Consider the following 16050-nt stretch of genomic DNA (forward strand, 5'->3'; position numbering starts at 1 on the left):
CAGGGAGTTTCTTGCATGACCAATGCCGTGACCATCGCCCACGACGGCGACATCGCCATCGTGACCATCGACAATCCGCCGGTGAATGCGATGAGCTTTCATGTTCGCGAGCCCTTGTTTGCCGCGTTCAATGCATTGCGCGAGGATAGTTCGGTCGCAGCGATCGTTATCACCTGTGCCGGGCGCACCTTCGTTGCCGGTGCCGACATCACCGAATTCGGCAAGCCGATGCAGAAGCCGGAACTGCGCGACCTGATCGCAAACCTTGAAACCATCGACAAGCCGACGGTGGCGGCCATTCATGGCACGGCGCTCGGCGGTGGGCTGGAACTGGCGCTCGGCTCCCATTTCCGCGTTGCCGATGCGGGCGCAAAACTCGGCCTGCCCGAAGTGAAACTCGGCATTATTCCCGGTGGAGGCGGCACAATCCGCCTGCCGCGTCTCGTCGGCGCGTCGAAAGCACTCTCCATGATCGTGTCCGGAACGCCGATCGGCGCGAAGGATGCGCTGGCAAGCGGACTTGTCGATGCGATCATCGAGGGCGATCTGGTCGCCAATGCCGTCGCCTTCGCGCGGCAGAAAGTGGCAGAGGGCGGCTCACTGCTGGCCGTGCGCGACCGCAACGACAAGATCGAGGGCACTGACCTCGCTGCCTTCGATAGCCAGGCGGCCGAACTCGCCAAGAAGGCGCGCGGGCTTGAGGCGCCGATCGCTTGCGCCCAGTCCGTCCGCAACGCCGTCACCCTGCCCTTCGACGAGGCTTATGCCCGAGAGCGGGAGTTCATCACGAAACTCATTGCCAGCGACCAATCGCGCGCCCAGCGGCATCTGTTTTTCGCCGAGCGCGAGGCGGCCAAGGTACCGGGCGTCGGCAAGGACGTGAAGCCGCGCGACGTCAAGCGCGTCGGCGTCATCGGTGCCGGCACGATGGGCGGCGGCATCGCCATGGCGTTCGTCAATGGCGGCATTCCGGTAACATTGCTGGAGATGAGCCAGGAAGCGCTTCAGCGCGGCCTCGGCATGATCGACAAGAATTATTCGATCTCGGTTTCGCGCGGTTCGCTGACGGAAGAAGCCAAGGCCAAGCGCCTTGCCGCCTTCTCCACGACCACGGACTACGCCGACCTTGGCGATTGCGACCTGATCATCGAGGCCGTGTTCGAGGAAATGTCGGTCAAGAAGGAAGTGTTCGGCAAGATCGATGCGGTGGCGAAGCCCGGCGCGATCCTTGCCACCAACACGTCCTATCTCGACGTCAACGAGATCGCGGCCTCCACCAGCCGGCCGCAGGACTTCCTCGGCCTGCATTTCTTCTCGCCGGCCAATGTCATGAAGTTGCTCGAAATCGTGCGCGGCGCGCAAACTGCTCCTGACGTTCTGGCGACCGTGCTGGGCGTCGCCCGCAAGATTGCCAAGGTGCCGGTGGTCGTCGGCGTCTGCCACGGCTTCGTCGGCAACCGCATGCTTGCCGCGCGCGGTCAGGACATGGAAAATCTGCTGCTCGAAGGTGCTTCTCCCGAACAGATCGACAAGGTCTTTGCCGATTTCGGCTGGCCGATGGGGCCCTTCCAGATGTGGGATCTTGCCGGCCTCGACATCGGCTGGCGCAACCGCAAGGCGACCGGCAAGACGGCGATCATCGCAGACGCGCTTTGCGAACAGGGACGCTTCGGCCAGAAAACGGGCAAAGGCGTCTATTTCTACGAAAGCGGCTCGCGCACGCCGACCCCCGACCCGGAAGTCAAGGCGCTCATCGAGAGCAAGGCCAAGGAGCTCGGCATCGAGCGCCGGACGATTTCAGCCGAGGAGATCAACGAGCGCACGCTCTATCCGATGATCAATGAGGGCGCGAAAATCCTCGAGGAAGGCATCGCAGCACGTGCATCCGACATCGATATCGTCTGGGTCAACGGCTACGGCTTCCCGATCGGCAAGGGCGGCCCGATGTTCTGGGCCGGGCTGGAAGGCATCTCGAAAATCGTCGATCGCCTCGAATATTGGTATGCCCGCAATGGTGACGATGCGTTCAAGCCCTCGCCGTTGCTGAAAAAGGCGGCCGAGACCGGCAAGTTTTCCGACGACGCTTGATCGGCGCAACCCAGAACTCAAGGAGAAAGAAATGGCAGACGCCGTCATCGTATCCACAGCGCGCACGCCGATCGGCAAGGCCTATCGTGGCGCGCTCAACGACACGCCGGGCGCCACGCTTGGCGCCCATGCAATCGCTGCCGCCCTTGCCCGCGCCGGGATAGAAGGCGGCGAGATCGAGGATGTTGTGATGGGCTGCGCCTTGCAGCAGGGCACGACCGGCCTCAATATCGCCCGCCGCGCCCTGGTTACCGCCGGCCTGCCGGTCAGCGTTGCCGGCACTACCATCGACCGGCAGTGCGCCTCGGGGCTTCAGGCGATGGCGGTTCTTGCCAACGCCATCCGCAACGACGGCGTCACGGCGGGCATCGCCGGCGGACTGGAATCGATCAGCCTCGTCCAGAACGAAAAGATGAACAATTTCCGCCTGATCGACGAGAAACTGATGGCAATCAAGCCGGACATCTACATGCAGATGATCGACACGGCCGAGATCGTCGCCAAGCGCTACGGCATCTCGCGCGAGGCGCAGGATGAATATGCGCTGGAAAGCCAGCGCCGCGTGGCTGCCGCCCGCGAAGCCGGGCGTTTCGACAAGGAGATCGCGCCGATCAAGACGACGATGGCCGTGGTCGACAAGGAGACCAAGGAAGTCTCCCATCGCGAGGTCGAGCTTGCCCATGACGAAGGGCCGCGCGCCGACACGACGGCGGAAGGGCTGGCCGGCCTCAAGCCCGTGCGCGGCGAAGGCCACGTCATCACCGCCGGCAATGCCAGCCAGCTTTCCGATGGTGCCGCCGCCTGCGTCATGATGAATGCCACGGAGGCGGAACGACGCGGCCTGACGCCGCTCGGCACATTGCGCGGCTTCGTTGCCGCCGGCTGCGAGCCCGACGAGATGGGCATCGGCCCGGTTTTCGCCGTGCCGCGCCTGCTTCAGCGCCACGGCCTGAAAATCGATGACATCGGCCTCTGGGAACTCAACGAGGCGTTTGCGGTGCAGGTCATCTACTGCCGCGACAAGCTCGGCATCGATCCCGAAAAGCTCAATGTCGATGGCGGCGCCATCGCGGTCGGCCACCCATACGGCATGAGCGGTGCGCGGCTTGCCGGCCACGCGCTGATCGAGGGCAAGCGTCGCGGCGTGCGCTATGCCGTCGTCACCATGTGCGTCGGTGGCGGCATGGGGGCTGCCGGACTGCTTGAGATAAACTAGCTCTCAAACTGAGTCCGGTTTCGGCGGCAACCGTCTGTCTTCGAAGGATTTTCTTCGATTGGTCGAAGGAATGAAACCGGATGGTGGTTGCAGTTGGAAAAATTGCAATCGCAGGAGTGTCGCCGAACCGCGGCACAGCCTATATGCTGGATGCAAACCAGCTTCGACGAGGGATAACCATGGAATACCGCCAGATCTCCGATGACTACTCGGTGTCGGGACAGATCAGCGCCGATGAGGTCGCCACGATCAAGGCCGCCGGCTTCAAGAGCGTCATCTGCAATCGCCCTGACGATGAGCAGCCGGGCCAGCCCTCCGCCGCCGAAATCCGAAAGGTGGTCGAGGCCGCCGGCCTGTCGTTCCGCCATATACCGATTATCAGCGGCCAGCCGGTGACGCCGGCGGATGCCGAGGCCATGGCCAAGGCGCTGGATGAGATCGAAGGCCCTGTCTTCGCCTATTGCCGTTCGGGCGCGCGCTCGACCAACCTGTTCATGGCGGCCCAGCCATTCAGGAGCTGAGCTCTCGCGCCCTGCCCTCAAAGCGGCAGGGCTGACGTTTCCTTCAACGTCTGCAAGACGATAGCCGTCTTCACATGCTGCACGGATTCGTGCGGCAGAAGCACGCCGTTGACGAAATCCGCCAGCGATTTCAGGTCCGGCGTCACCACTTTCAGGATGTAATCCATCTCGCCGGTCAGCGCATGCGCCTCCTGCACTTCGGGAAGCCTTGAAAGCAGATCGGAGAAGCGCTGCGCGTTGTCGCGATTGTGCGTGGCCAGCGTCACCGAGATGACGTTGACCAGCGAAAAGCCGAGCTTGTCGCGGTCGAGCACGGCGCGGTAGCCCTGGATAAAACCGTCATCCTCCAGCCTCTGGCGCCGCCTGGAACACTGTGACGGCGACAGGTTCACGCGCTCCGAAAGATCGTTGTTGGTGAGCCGGCCGTCGGCCTGCAGAAATGCCAGTATCTTGCGGTCAAATTGATCAAGACGCGTATTATCCATAAGTTTTGGCCATTTCTTGCATGATGTACGCACATTTTCATCATTTCAGGCGCTCGAATGCAAGCACAATGCACGGCGTCGGGATTATCATGCATCCACACTGAGATTCCGGCTCTTGAGCCGACAGGAGGCAATCATGGGTCCCTTCCCGCACGACGCACCGCCCGCCACGATCAGCGAAGCCAATCCCGCTGGCACCGACGGTTTCGAGTTCGTCGAATTCGCCCATCAGGAACCGGAAAAGCTGTCCGAACTGTTCGAGCGCATGGGCTACAAGCCGGTTGCACGTCACCGGACGAAGAACATCACCATCTGGCGGCAGGGCGACATCAATTACATGCTCAACGCCGAACCCGGCTCCTACGGCATGAAGTTCGTGGAACAGCACGGTCCCTGCGCGCCTTCCATGGCCTGGCGGGTCGTGAATGCAAAGCATGCTTATGACCACGCGGTCGCCAAGGGCGCGACGCCCTATGACGGTGACGACAAGACGCTGGACGTGCCGGCCATCGTCGGCATCGGCGGCTCGCTGCTCTATTTCATCGAGAAGTACGGTGCAAAAGGCTCGGCCTATGACGCCGAATTCGAATGGCTCGGCGAGCGCGATCCCAGGCCCGAGGGCGTCGGTTTCTATTATCTCGACCACCTCACCCACAATGTCTATCGCGGCCAGATGGACAAATGGTGGGCCTTCTACCGCGAACTGTTCGGCTTCAAGCAGATCCACTTCTTCGACATCGCCGGCAAGATGACCGGACTGATCAGCCGCGCCATTACCTCGCCTTGCGGCAAGATCCGCATCCCCCTGAACGAATCCACCGACGACAACAGCCAGATCGAAGAGTATCTGCGCAAATACAAAGGCGAAGGCATCCAGCACATCGCCGTCGGCACGGATGCGATCTACGAGGCCACCGACAAGCTGGCCGGCAACGGGCTGAAGTTCATGCCCGGCCCACCCGAGACCTACTACGACATGTCGTTCGACCGTGTGAACGGCCATGACGAGCCGATCGAGCGCATGAAGACGCACGGCATCCTCATCGACGGCGAAGGCGTGATCGACGGCGGCATGACCAAGATCCTGCTGCAGATCTTTTCCAAGACCGTGATCGGTCCGATCTTCTTCGAATTCATCCAGCGCAAGGGCGACGAAGGGTTCGGCGAAGGCAACTTCCGCGCGCTGTTCGAGTCGATCGAGGAAGACCAGATCCGCCGCGGCGTGATCAAGATGGATGCGGCGGAGTAGCTATTCCAAACGGCTGGGCTGCAATCCCAGCCGTTCCACCTCTTCCTTCCGAAACCGCAGATCGTAATCGAGGAAGAACTCGTCGAGTTGCGGCGGCTTGACAGAGGTGCCCGACAGCATCGCATGCACCTGGCCGCGATGGTGAATCTGGTGCACGAAAAGATGGGAGAGCAGGTCGCCGATGCGCTCGGGGATTTGACCCGCCTCGTCCCGGTCGGTTGTCACCCGCCTCTCAAGATCGCTCCTTGAAAGAGCGTCGCAATAGGCGACGAGCTGGCGATCGAAGTCTGCCTGCGCGGCTGCAAGCTTGCCGGCATCTTCGAAATCCGTGAGACGGCCGAAGATCGCCAACCCCTCGCCCACCTCTTCGAGCATGTCGAAATAGAACAGATCGACCGCGTAGATGTGGTTCAGCGTCTCCTTGATCGAGGGGAAGAAGCTGATGCGCGGCGCTTCGAACTCGCCCGGTTGAAGCGCGACCACCGCCCGATAGAGCCGGTCGTTGGACCAGAGGTTGTTGCGCGCCATCTGGCGGTTATGGCTCAGAAGGTCCATCGCGTCCTCCCCGAACAGGCTTGTGCTTTCAGCCCTCGTATCGCTGCACGGTCTGCTCAATCGCGCCGAAGATCGAGCGGCCATCCGCATCCTTCATTTCGATGCGCACGGCGTCGCCGAAGCGCATGAAGGGTGTTTTCGGCGCGCCACCGTCTATCGTCTCGATCATGCGGATTTCGGCAATGCAGGAGTAGCCGGCGCCGCCTTCGGAGACCGGCTTGCCGGGGCCGCCGTTGAGCTTGTTGGAAACAGTGCCAGAACCGATGACCGAGCCTGCCACCAGCGGCCGGGTCTTTGCCGCATGGGCGACCAGTTGCGGAAAGTCGAACGTCATGTCGACGCCGGCATTGGCGCGGCCGAACGGCTTTCCGTTGAGATCGACCTGAAGTGGCAGGGTAACCTTGCCCCCGTCCCAGGCGTCGCCCAATTCGTCCGGCGTCACCGCGACCGGCGAGAAGGCAGACGAAGGCTTCGACTGGAAGAAGCCGAACCCCTTGGCGAGTTCATCCGGTATCAGCCCGCGCAGCGAGACGTCATTGACCAGCATGACGAGGCGGATCGCATCACGCGCAGTCTCGACGCTGGCACCCGCAGGCACGTCGCCAATGATGACAGCCACCTCGCCTTCCATATCCGCGCCATAGGCTTCGTCGGCAAGCAGGATAGGATCACGCGGCCCGATGAAGGAATCCGAGCCGCCCTGATACATCAGCGGATCGGTCAGGAAACTTTCCGGCAGCGCGGCACCGCGCGCCTTGCGCACCAGTTCGACGTGATTCACATAAGCTGAACCGTCTGCCCACTGATAGGCGCGCGGAAGCGGTGAATGCGCGTCGTGCTCATGAAAGCGCTGCGAAGGAACCGCACCCGTCTCAAGCGATTCCGCCAACGCCGCCAGATGCGGCGCGATGCGCTGCCAGTCATCCAGCGCCGCCTGCAAGGTCGGGACGAGGAAGGATGCGTCGGTGTAGCGTGTCAGGTCGCGCGACACGACCACGAGTTTTCCGTCTCGCGAACCGTTCTTCAGCGTAGCCAGTTTCATGCAGTCCTCCCTTTATGCGGCTTGTTCGTCCGCGAATTCCACAACAAGGCCATCGCGGCCAATCGTCAAGCCACCCGTCCATGTTTTCCTGACGGCGGCAACCCAATCGTCTTCGCCGAACTCGGGATCGTCCGCCGGTATCAGATGATTGAGCACGAGCCGGCCGACATTCGCTGCCTTGGCGATCCGCCCGGCATCGGCAGCCAAAGTGTGGCTCGCCATCAGATGCTCGCGCAGCCTTGCGCCATTGCCGGTGCGCGCCACCAGTCGCTCGACGCCTTCTTCCAGCATGGCCTCATGGACGAGGATGTCGGCATTTTTGGCGAACTCGGCGAGGGGCGGAAAGTAGGCCGTGTCGGCGGAAAACACGATGCTTTTGCCACTGCGTTCGAAGCGCAACGCAAAACATTCCGTCACCGGCGGATGATCGACGCGCAGCGCCGTGACGCTCAATCCATCTGCCGCCAGCACCGGGCCTTGGCCGAACTCCAACACCGTCACCAGATCACGGATGTCTGGCCGGCCCTCGTCGACAATGCGAATGTCGATGTCGAAGGCCATGGATTGCAGGAAGCCGCGCCAATAGTCGGAGGTCCCTGCCGGGCCGAAGACTTTTACCGGCGTCGCCAGTCCGGCCGTCCAGGCCGTGTGGATCAGCGGCCCGAGTTCCAGCACGTGGTCGGAATGCAGATGGGTGATGAAGATCAGGTCGAGTTGCTTCAGGCTGATGCCGGCGTCGGTCAGGCCGCGCGTGACACCCAGCGCGCAATCGACAACGATCGTTCGTCCGCCGAGTTCGAGCAGCGACGATGTCGGCCAAGGGCCGCCCGGCCTGATCGCCGGCCCGCCCTTGGTGCCGAGCAGAACCAGTCTGTTGCTCAAGACCAGTCGCCCTCCGGCGTGCCGTTGAAGCGCTTCCTAATATCCTTCCAGCAATCGATATAGTCCTGCTGCAAGGTCGGCAGTTCGACGCCGTAGCGCGTCAGCATCTGGGGAAAGCGCGTCTCGAACATGAAGGCCATCGTGTTTTCGAGCTTATGCGGCTTCAGCTCGACTTTCGAGGCCTTTTCGAAGCCAGGCGCGTCCGGCCCATGGGCCAGCATCATGTTGTGCAGGCTGATACCGCCGGGCACGAATCCTTCCTCCTTGGCATCATACTGGCCATGGATCAGACCCATGAACTCGCTCATGATGTTGCGGTGATACCAGGGCGGGCGGAACGTATCTTCTGCCACCAGCCAGCGCGGCGGGAAGATGACGAAGTCGACATTGGCCGTGCCTTCCTCGCCCGAGGGCGCGGTCAGCACGGTGAAGATCGACGGGTCGGGATGGTCGAATAGGATCGCGCCGACCGGCGAAAACGTCGCAAGATCATATTTGTAGGGCGCGTAGTTGCCATGCCAGGCGATAACATCGAGCGGGGAGTGGTCGAGTTCGGTGACGTGGAACTGCCCGCACCATTTGACGATCAGCCGGCACGGCGTCTCCTTTTCCTCGAACCAGGCGCATGGCGTCTTGAAATCGCGCGGATTGGCGAGGCAGTTGGCGCCGATCGGCCCGCGATCGGGCATGGTGAATTTCGCGCCATAGTTCTCGCAGACATAGCCGCGCACTTCCGCATCCACCAATTCGACCTTGAACACCAGACCGCGCGGCAGCACCGCGATTTCGCCCGGTCTCAGCTCGATCACGCCCATTTCGGTGACGAAATTCAACCGCCCGACCTGCGGCACGATCAGAAGCTCGCCGTCTGCGTTGAAGAAATGGTCGTCGACCATCGAGCGATTGGCGACATAGATGTGGGCCGCCATGCCGGACTGGCCAAGCGTATCGCCAGCCGTCGTCATGGTGCGCATGCCGGCGATGAAGTCCGTCGGCTCCTTCGGCATCGGCACCGGGTTCCAGCGATACTGGCCGAGCGCCAACTCATGGTCGTCGACATTCGGGGCGCTCTTCCAAAGCGGGTAATCAGCCGCCTTGAACCGCCCCGTATGCTTCACGCTCGGCCGGATACGATAGAGCCAGGAGCGCTCATTGGTGCCGCGCGGTGCGGTGAAGGGCGAGCCGGAAAGCTGTTCGGCATAAAGCCCGTATGCCGGGCGCTGCGGCGAATTGCGGCCCTGCGGCAGCGCGCCGGGCAGGCTTTCGGTCTCAAAATCGTTGCCGAAACCCGGCATGTAGGAAAAGACCATGGTTTCCTCCCATGATTGACCAGAATTGGTTACAGATGTAACCATTGAAAATGTAACTATCAATGGTGATTGGAAGATGCTTGACGACAAGCTGGAACTGGAGAGTTTCCTGCCCTATCGGCTCTATCATATCGCCAATCTGGTCAGCCGCGAGTTTGCGAAGATCTACAAGGACAGACTGGGTCTTACCCGCCCAGAATGGCGCGTTCTCGCAGGCCTCGGCCAGCATGGACAGATGACGGCAAAGGCGATCGGGGAACAGTCGGCCATGCACAAGACCAAGGTGTCGCGCGCGGTGGCCGAGCTGGAGCGGCGGCGCTGGCTGACGCGCACCCCCGACGAAGCCGACCGCCGTGTCGAAAACCTGACGCTGACGAAAGCGGGCCAGACCGTCTATGCCGAGATGGTGCCGCTGGCGCGTACATTCGAGCGCCGGTTGTCCCGGGCCATGGGCGCGGCGCGGTTTGCGGAATTCGAGTATGGGCTCGAACGGCTGGAGACATTCATGCACGAAGGCGGCATGTCGGAAGAATGACCGCCACCGGTTGCCCTCACCAGTCCATCACCACCTTGCCAGAATTGCCGCTGCGCATCGCATCGAAACCCTGCTGATAGTCGTCGATGCCGATGCGGTGGGTGATCAGACCGGAAACATCCAGCGGGCCCTGCACCAGCGCGATCATCTTGTACCAGGTCTCGAACATTTCGCGGCCGTAGATGCCTTTCAAAGTGAGCATCTTGAAGATGACCTTGTTCCAGTCGATCTCGAAGCCGGTGGGCGCGATGCCGAGGATGGCGATCTTGCCGCCATTGTTCATCGTGTCGATCATGTCACGGAAGGCGACGGCCGAGCCCGACATTTCGAGGCCAATGTCAAAACCCTCGGTCATGCCTTCCTCGCGCATGACATCGCGCAGCTTTTCCTTCGACGCGTCGACCACGTGATGCACGCCGAGCTTGCGCGCAAGCTCGAGGCGCACCGGGTTGATGTCGGTAATGACCACCTTGCGCGCGCCGACGCATTGCGCCACCAGCGCGCCCATGATGCCGATCGGCCCGGCGCCCGTCACCAGCACATCCTCGCCGACCAGATCGAATGACAGAGCCGTATGCACGGCGTTGCCGAGCGGATCGAAGATCGCTGCGATTTCATCGGGCACGTCATCGGGGATCGGCACGACATTGTGCTGCGGGATTGCCAGATACTCGGCGAATGAGCCCGGCCGGTTGACGCCGACGCCCAGCGTGTTGCGGCACAGATGACCCCTGCCCGCACGGCAGTTGCGGCAATGGCCGCATACGATGTGGCCCTCGCCCGAGACGCGCTGGCCAACATGATAGTCTTTCACCGCGGCGCCGAAATCGACCACCTCGCCGACGAACTCATGGCCGGTCACCATGGGAACGGGCACGGTCTTCTGCGCCCACTGGTCCCAATTGTAGATATGAACGTCCGTGCCGCAGATCGCCGATTTTCGCACCTTGATCAGCACGTCGTTGGGGCCGATCTCCGGCACCGGAACCTCTTCCATCCAGATACCGGGCTCGGCCTTGGCCTTCACCAGTGCGCGCATCATGTTGGACATGATCTTGTTCCTCGAATCTCTTGATCCAGAATCGTTTTCAGAAAGAGTCTTGCTCAGGAAATAACGCCCAATTCGCGTCCGACCGCGCCAAAAGCCTCAACCGCCCGATCTATATCCTCCAATGAATGCGCCGCCGACATCTGCGTGCGGATGCGTGCCTGGCCTTTCGGCACGACCGGGAAGGAAAAGCCGATGACATAGATGCCGTGGTCGAGCAGTTTTTGCGCCATTTCCTGCGCCAAGGTGGCATCGCCGAGCATCACCGGGATGATCGGGTGATCGGCGCCAGCAAGCGTGAAGCCGAGTTTCGACATGCCGGCGCGAAACCGAGCGGCGTTGGCGTAGAGCTTTTCGCGCAGGGCACCGCCATTCGCGATCAGTTCCAGCACCTTGATCGAGCCGCCGGCAATCGAGGGCGCCAGCGTGTTGGAAAACAGATAAGGCCGCGAGCGCTGGCGCAGCCAGTCCACCACCACGGCCTTGCCCGAGGTGTAGCCGCCGGAAGCGCCGCCGAGTGCCTTGCCGAGCGTGCCGGTGATGATGTCCACCCTGCCCTCGACGCCGCAATGTTCGGCCGAGCCACGCCCATGCTTGCCGACGAAGCCGACGGCATGGCTGTCGTCGACCATCACCATCGCACCGTATTTTTCGGCGAGGTTGCAAACGCCCTTCAGATTGGCGATGATGCCGTCCATGGAAAACACACCGTCGGTGGCGATGAGCTTGAAGCGGCTGCCTTCGGCCTTCTTCAGCTCTTCCTCAAGGGCTGCCATGTCGTTGTTGGCATAGCGGAAGCGCTTTGCCTTGGAGAGCCGCACGCCATCGATGATGGAGGCGTGGTTGAGCGCGTCCGAAATGATGGCGTCTTCTTCGCCCAGCAGCGTCTCGAACAGGCCGCCATTGGCGTCAAAGCAGGAGGAATAGAGGATCGTGTCCTCCATGCCGAGGAAGCCGGAAATCTTCGCCTCAAGCTCCTTATGCTCCTCCTGCGTGCCGCAGATGAAGCGCACCGAGGCCATGCCGTAGCCGTAGCGGTCGAGTGCGGCCTTGGCGGCGTTGCGCAGTTCGTCGCTGTCGGCCAGGCCGAGATAGTTGTTGGCGCAGAAATTCAAGAGCTTCTTGCCGCCGACAGCAATCTCGGCCGATTGCGGCGAGGTGATCACGCGCTCGGATTTGTACAGCCCGGCTGATTTGAGCCCGGAAATCTCGGTTTCGAGGTGGGAAAGGAATGTCTTGCTCATGCCGGGTCGCCTCGTTTCATGAACCGACTCTGCCGTCGGGCGTGTCTCCGTTCTATCGGAAATACGACCGCAGGCAGGCATTCGTCCAATAGAATCCATCAACCTGCTCTGGAAGCCGGTTTGGCGGCTGGCTAGGATCGCGCGTCAGTTCATATCTGGGGTTCACTATGGCCGCGCAGTTTCCTGTCTTCGATCTCGGACGTTTCGAAAAAGCGGACGCTGCGGAGCGCCAGCGGCTTGGCACCGAAGTCGACGCAATCTGCCGTTCGACGGGTTTTCTGGCCATCGCCAACCATGGCGTGCCGCAACAGGTCATCGATGCCGTGTGGGGCAAGGCACATGATTTCTTCGACCTGCCACTGGGGGAGAAGCAGAAGGCGAAAGCGCCGTACAAGGGCTACCCCTACGGCTATCTCGGCCCCGAACTGGAAGCGCTGGCAAAATCGCGCGATGTCGACAGCCCGCCCGATCTCAAAGAAAGTTTCAATGGTGGGCCGCTGAGCGTGCCGGCCGGCATGACCGACGAACAGGCGCTCGCCTTCTGCTATGCAGCGACGATATGGCCCGACGCACCGGACGGTTTCGTGCCGGCGTGGAAGGCTTATTACGCCGCGCTTGAAGATCTCGCCGCCCGCATCATGCGGCTGTTCGCAGTCAGCCTCAAACTGCCGGAAGACTATTTCGATGCCTTCATCGATGCCCCGATCAGCGCACTACGCGCGCTGAACTATCCGGAACAGACCGTGCCGCCAAAACCCGGCCAGCTTCGCGCCGGGGCGCATACCGATTATGGCAGCCTCACCATCCTGCTGCCGCAGGCAGGGTCCAGGGGCCTCGAACTCATCACGCCCGACGGCAACTGGACGCCCGTGCCGCCGGTGCCGGGCGCCTTCGTCATCAATATCGGCGACCTGATGGCGCTGTGGACGAACGACCGTTGGGTCTCGACCATGCATCGCGTGGTCAACCCTTCGCCTGAAGACGGCGGCATGGCGCGACGCCAATCGCTGGCTTTCTTCCACCAGCCCAATTGGGATGCCGAGATCATCTGCCTGGAGCAGTGCCTCACGCCCGGCGAAGCGCCGAAATACGCGCCGGTGCGTTCCGGCCCGTATCTGATGAGCAAGTTCCAGGCGACGACGAAATAATCCGCGCGGGCGAGAGCGGGCGTTATCACAAAAGCGACTTGGTTATCCGGCGCATCCTTCGCGTCAGGCGGGTACAGTCGACGCTAGACTGCGTGCAAAGTCACTCCAACACGCAGGGAAACGCATGCCGCCGGCAACCGCCATCTCAAGCATCCGCCTTTACCGCCAATGGCAGCCCTTTCGCGACGGCACTTATCGCTGCTCGGGCGGACGCAGCGCTGAAGGTTTCGATTCGACGATTGTCGAGATCAGTTCGCGCGACGGATTTGTCGGCTATGGCGAGATGGCCCCGCTCGGCAGCTTTTATGATCCGGCCTTCGCGGAAGGTGCGCGCGCGGCGATGCGCGAGCTTGCGCCCACTTTGCTCGACCACGACGCCGCAGGCATCGAAGCACTGAACCGGCGCATGGACTTGCTGCTCAAGGGGCACCCTTACGCGAAATCGGCGATCGACATGGCTCTGTGGGATCTGGCCGGCCGGCGCAGCAGCCTGTCGCTGGCGTCCATGACCGGCGGGGCGGAAGGTTCAAGCCTGCCTCTCTACCGCTCGCTCGCGCAGGAAGCACCGGAAGCCATGGCGGTGCGGGCGCGGAAATATGTTGCCGAGGGTTATCGCCGGCTTCAGGTCAAGGTCGGCCTCGATGTGGACGAGGACATTGCGCGGCTGGAAGCGGTTCGCGGCGCTATGCCCGCCGGCACCGTGCTCTTTTGCGATGCCAATGGCAGTTGGGGCACCGCGGAGACGCGCCGTTTCCTGATGGCGACCCGCGACATCGACTACGCGCTGGAGCAGCCTTGCGCGAGCTACGACGAGAACCTCGCCATCCGCCGTGCCTGCGAGCGCCCGTTGGTGCTGGACGAGACGATAGACAGCGCCGATGTGCTGCTGCGGGCAATCGCGGACGGGCTGGTCGACGGCATCACGATAAAACTCGCCCGCGTCGGCGGGCTGACCAAGGCCAAGCTGCTGCGCGACATCGCCATCGCGAAGAACCTCAAGATCACGATCGAGGACACCGGCGGCGCGCAGATCGATACGGCTGCCTATTCCGGCCTGCTGCTGTCGACACCGGAAGGGCTCAGGCAGCACACCGTCGATTTTCACAACTGGGTGACGGTTGCCAATGCGCGGGCCGAGTTCAGGATTGCCGATGGCGCGATGACATTGCCTGACGGTCCCGGCTTGGGGATTGAAGTCGATATGTCGGCGCTGGGTGAACCAATCTTCGCCTGCGGTGCCTGAGTATCCCAAAAATTCAGCCGGGCACCTGGCCCGGCTGAATGAACATAAACGCCTAAAGCTCTCTCAGAAAAACGCCTGCAGCCCCGTCTGCGCTCGTCCGAGGATCAGCGCGTGGACGTCGTGCGTGCCTTCATAGGTGTTGACCGTTTCCAGGTTCTGCGCGTGGCGCATGATGTGGTAGCCGATCTGGATGCCGTTGCCGCCATGCATGTCACGAGCCTGCCGGGCGATGTCCAGCGCCTTACCGCAATTGTTGCGCTTGACGATGGAGATCATCTCCGGCGCAAACTTATGCTCGTCCATCAGCCGGCCAACGCGGAGCGAAGCCTGAAGGCCGAGCGCGATTTCGGTCTGCATGTCGGCCAGCTTCTTCTGGAAAAGCTGCGTCTGTGCCAGCGGCTTGCCGAACTGCTTGCGGTCGAGGCCATATTGCCGTGCGCGGTGCCAGCAATCTTCGGCAGCACCCATCGCACCCCAGGAAATGCCGTAGCGGGCGCGGTTGAGGCAGCCGAACGGACCTTTCAGGCCCGATACATTCGGCAGCAGCGCGTCTTCGCCGACTTCGACGCCTTCCATGACGATTTCGCCGGTGATTGAGGCGCGCAGCGACAGCTTGCCGTCGATCTTCGGCGCCGACAGGCCCTTCATGCCCTTTTCCAGCACAAAGCCGCGGATCTGGTTGTCATGGGCGGCCGACTTCGCCCAGACGACGAACACGTCGGCGATGGGCGCGTTGGAAATCCACATCTTCGAGCCGGAAATCTTATAGCCGTTGGCCGTCTTCTCGGCACGGGTCTTCATGCCGCCCGGATCGGAACCGGCGTCCGGCTCGGTCAGGCCGAAGCAGCCGATCCACTCGCCCGAGGCGAGCTTGGGCAGGTACTTCTTGCGCTGTTCCTCCGAGCCGTAGGCATGGATCGGATACATGACCAGCGACGACTGCACGCTCATCATCGAGCGGTAGCCGCTGTCGACGCGCTCGACCTCGCGCGCAACCAGCCCGTAGGTGACGTAGCCTGCGCCGAGGCCGCCATATTCTTCCGGGATGGTGATGCCGAGCAGGCCCGCATCACCCATTTCGCGGAAAATCGCCGGGTCCGTCTTCTCATTGAGATAGGCGTCTTCGATGCGCGACGCGAGCTTGTCGACGGCAAAGGCTGCTGCCGCGTCGCGGATCATGCGTTCGTCCTCGGTCAGCTGATCCTCCAGAAGGAAAGGATCATTCCAAACGAAGGAGGCCGCGCTCCCCACCTTTTTTTCGACGTTCATGGCGTTTCCCAGATTTATTTGAAGCTTGAAATATTACTCTACCGCAGAACGCTTGCAAGGGCAAAAGCTTTTGATGCCCCATCTACCAAATGCGATCGCCGATCGCAAAAAAATCTCTGCCTTTCGCGGTATTTTGTGTGAATAAATGAAAACTTTCACAACGACTTGTCCAGTCGTTAACTTTTTTGTGCGGATGATCCCACCGCACAACTGAC

General features: G+C 61.8%; 15 protein-coding genes. 7 read left to right on the top strand and 8 right to left on the bottom strand.

All coding sequences use genetic code 11. From position 1 onward, the window contains the following. Positions 1–15 precede the first annotated feature (15 nt). The 3 genes from WBQ96_RS03285 to WBQ96_RS03295 all read left to right on the top strand — a co-directional run bounded on the left by WBQ96_RS03285 (position 16) and on the right by WBQ96_RS03295 (position 3825). Positions 16–2088, top strand: coding sequence for a 3-hydroxyacyl-CoA dehydrogenase NAD-binding domain-containing protein (locus tag WBQ96_RS03285; protein ID WP_336547385.1), 2073 nt, complete (start codon positions 16–18; stop codon positions 2086–2088). A 31-nt stretch (positions 2089–2119) separates the two neighbouring features. Further along, positions 2120–3304: an acetyl-CoA C-acyltransferase gene (locus WBQ96_RS03290; RefSeq protein WP_336547386.1), complete on the top strand. Its 1185-nt coding sequence runs from the start codon at positions 2120–2122 to the stop codon at positions 3302–3304. A gap of 179 nt (positions 3305–3483) precedes the next feature. Beyond that, on the top strand, positions 3484–3825 hold the full coding sequence (locus WBQ96_RS03295; RefSeq protein ID WP_336547388.1) for a TIGR01244 family sulfur transferase: 342 nt from the start codon (positions 3484–3486) through the stop codon (positions 3823–3825). A gap of 17 nt (positions 3826–3842) precedes the next feature. On the opposite strand, the gene WBQ96_RS03300 is transcribed toward WBQ96_RS03295, so the two are convergent. Then, positions 3843–4310 carry an Lrp/AsnC family transcriptional regulator gene (locus tag WBQ96_RS03300; RefSeq protein ID WP_336547391.1) on the bottom strand — a complete coding sequence of 156 codons (468 nt, stop codon included), beginning with the start codon at positions 4308–4310 and terminating at the stop codon, positions 3843–3845. 136 nt (positions 4311–4446) lie between these two features. Between WBQ96_RS03300 and hppD the strand changes: the two genes are divergently transcribed. After that, complete coding sequence (gene hppD / locus WBQ96_RS03305; RefSeq protein ID WP_336547392.1) at positions 4447–5559, top strand: 4-hydroxyphenylpyruvate dioxygenase; 1113 nt, start codon at positions 4447–4449, stop codon at positions 5557–5559. Here the strand turns inward: hppD and WBQ96_RS03310 are convergent, their stop codons facing one another. Genes WBQ96_RS03310 through hmgA form a run of 4 tightly spaced genes read right to left on the bottom strand, consistent with a single transcriptional unit; the run spans position 5560 to position 9348 of the window. After that, complete coding sequence (locus WBQ96_RS03310) at positions 5560–6114, bottom strand: DinB family protein (RefSeq protein ID WP_165119816.1); 555 nt, start codon at positions 6112–6114, stop codon at positions 5560–5562. Between the two features lie 28 nt (positions 6115–6142). Continuing rightward, the gene (locus WBQ96_RS03315) at positions 6143–7156 is read right to left on the bottom strand and encodes a fumarylacetoacetate hydrolase family protein (protein ID WP_336547393.1); all 1014 of its coding nucleotides are present in this window, start codon (positions 7154–7156) and stop codon (positions 6143–6145) included. Between the two features lie 12 nt (positions 7157–7168). Further along, positions 7169–8038 (bottom strand): MBL fold metallo-hydrolase, encoded by an 870-nt coding sequence (locus WBQ96_RS03320; RefSeq protein ID WP_336547394.1) that lies wholly within the window; start codon positions 8036–8038, stop codon positions 7169–7171. Next, the gene (gene hmgA / locus WBQ96_RS03325) at positions 8035–9348 is read right to left on the bottom strand and encodes a homogentisate 1,2-dioxygenase (protein WP_336547396.1); all 1314 of its coding nucleotides are present in this window, start codon (positions 9346–9348) and stop codon (positions 8035–8037) included. The genes WBQ96_RS03320 and hmgA overlap by 4 nt, the downstream gene beginning before the upstream one ends. 76 nt (positions 9349–9424) lie before the next feature. Between hmgA and WBQ96_RS03330 the strand changes: the two genes are divergently transcribed. Beyond that, on the top strand, positions 9425–9883 hold the full coding sequence (locus WBQ96_RS03330; RefSeq protein ID WP_336547397.1) for a MarR family winged helix-turn-helix transcriptional regulator: 459 nt from the start codon (positions 9425–9427) through the stop codon (positions 9881–9883). 16 nt (positions 9884–9899) lie between these two features. Here the strand turns inward: WBQ96_RS03330 and tdh are convergent, their stop codons facing one another. Both tdh and WBQ96_RS03340 read right to left on the bottom strand, forming a co-directional pair. Further along, positions 9900–10934 carry an L-threonine 3-dehydrogenase gene (tdh, locus tag WBQ96_RS03335; RefSeq protein WP_091912020.1) on the bottom strand — a complete coding sequence of 345 codons (1035 nt, stop codon included), beginning with the start codon at positions 10932–10934 and terminating at the stop codon, positions 9900–9902. Between the two features lie 53 nt (positions 10935–10987). Beyond that, complete coding sequence (locus WBQ96_RS03340; protein ID WP_336547401.1) at positions 10988–12175, bottom strand: glycine C-acetyltransferase; 1188 nt, start codon at positions 12173–12175, stop codon at positions 10988–10990. Between the two features lie 167 nt (positions 12176–12342). Here WBQ96_RS03340 and WBQ96_RS03345 point away from each other — a divergent pair, with 167 nt between their 5' ends. After that, the gene (locus WBQ96_RS03345) at positions 12343–13323 is read left to right on the top strand and encodes an isopenicillin N synthase family dioxygenase (RefSeq protein ID WP_336547403.1); all 981 of its coding nucleotides are present in this window, start codon (positions 12343–12345) and stop codon (positions 13321–13323) included. Positions 13324–13447: 124 nt separating this feature from the next. Then, entirely contained in the window at positions 13448–14566 is a 1119-nt protein-coding gene (locus WBQ96_RS03350) for a mandelate racemase/muconate lactonizing enzyme family protein (RefSeq protein WP_336547405.1), read from the top strand. 63 nt (positions 14567–14629) lie between these two features. Here the strand turns inward: WBQ96_RS03350 and WBQ96_RS03355 are convergent, their stop codons facing one another. After that, positions 14630–15835: an acyl-CoA dehydrogenase gene (locus WBQ96_RS03355; protein WP_165119808.1), complete on the bottom strand. Its 1206-nt coding sequence runs from the start codon at positions 15833–15835 to the stop codon at positions 14630–14632. Positions 15836–16050: the final 215 nt, after the last annotated feature.

Origin of the sequence: Mesorhizobium sp. CCNWLY176, assembly GCF_037153935.1 — a bacterium.
In the GTDB taxonomy this organism is placed as follows: domain Bacteria; phylum Pseudomonadota; class Alphaproteobacteria; order Rhizobiales; family Rhizobiaceae; genus Mesorhizobium_M; species Mesorhizobium_M zhangyense.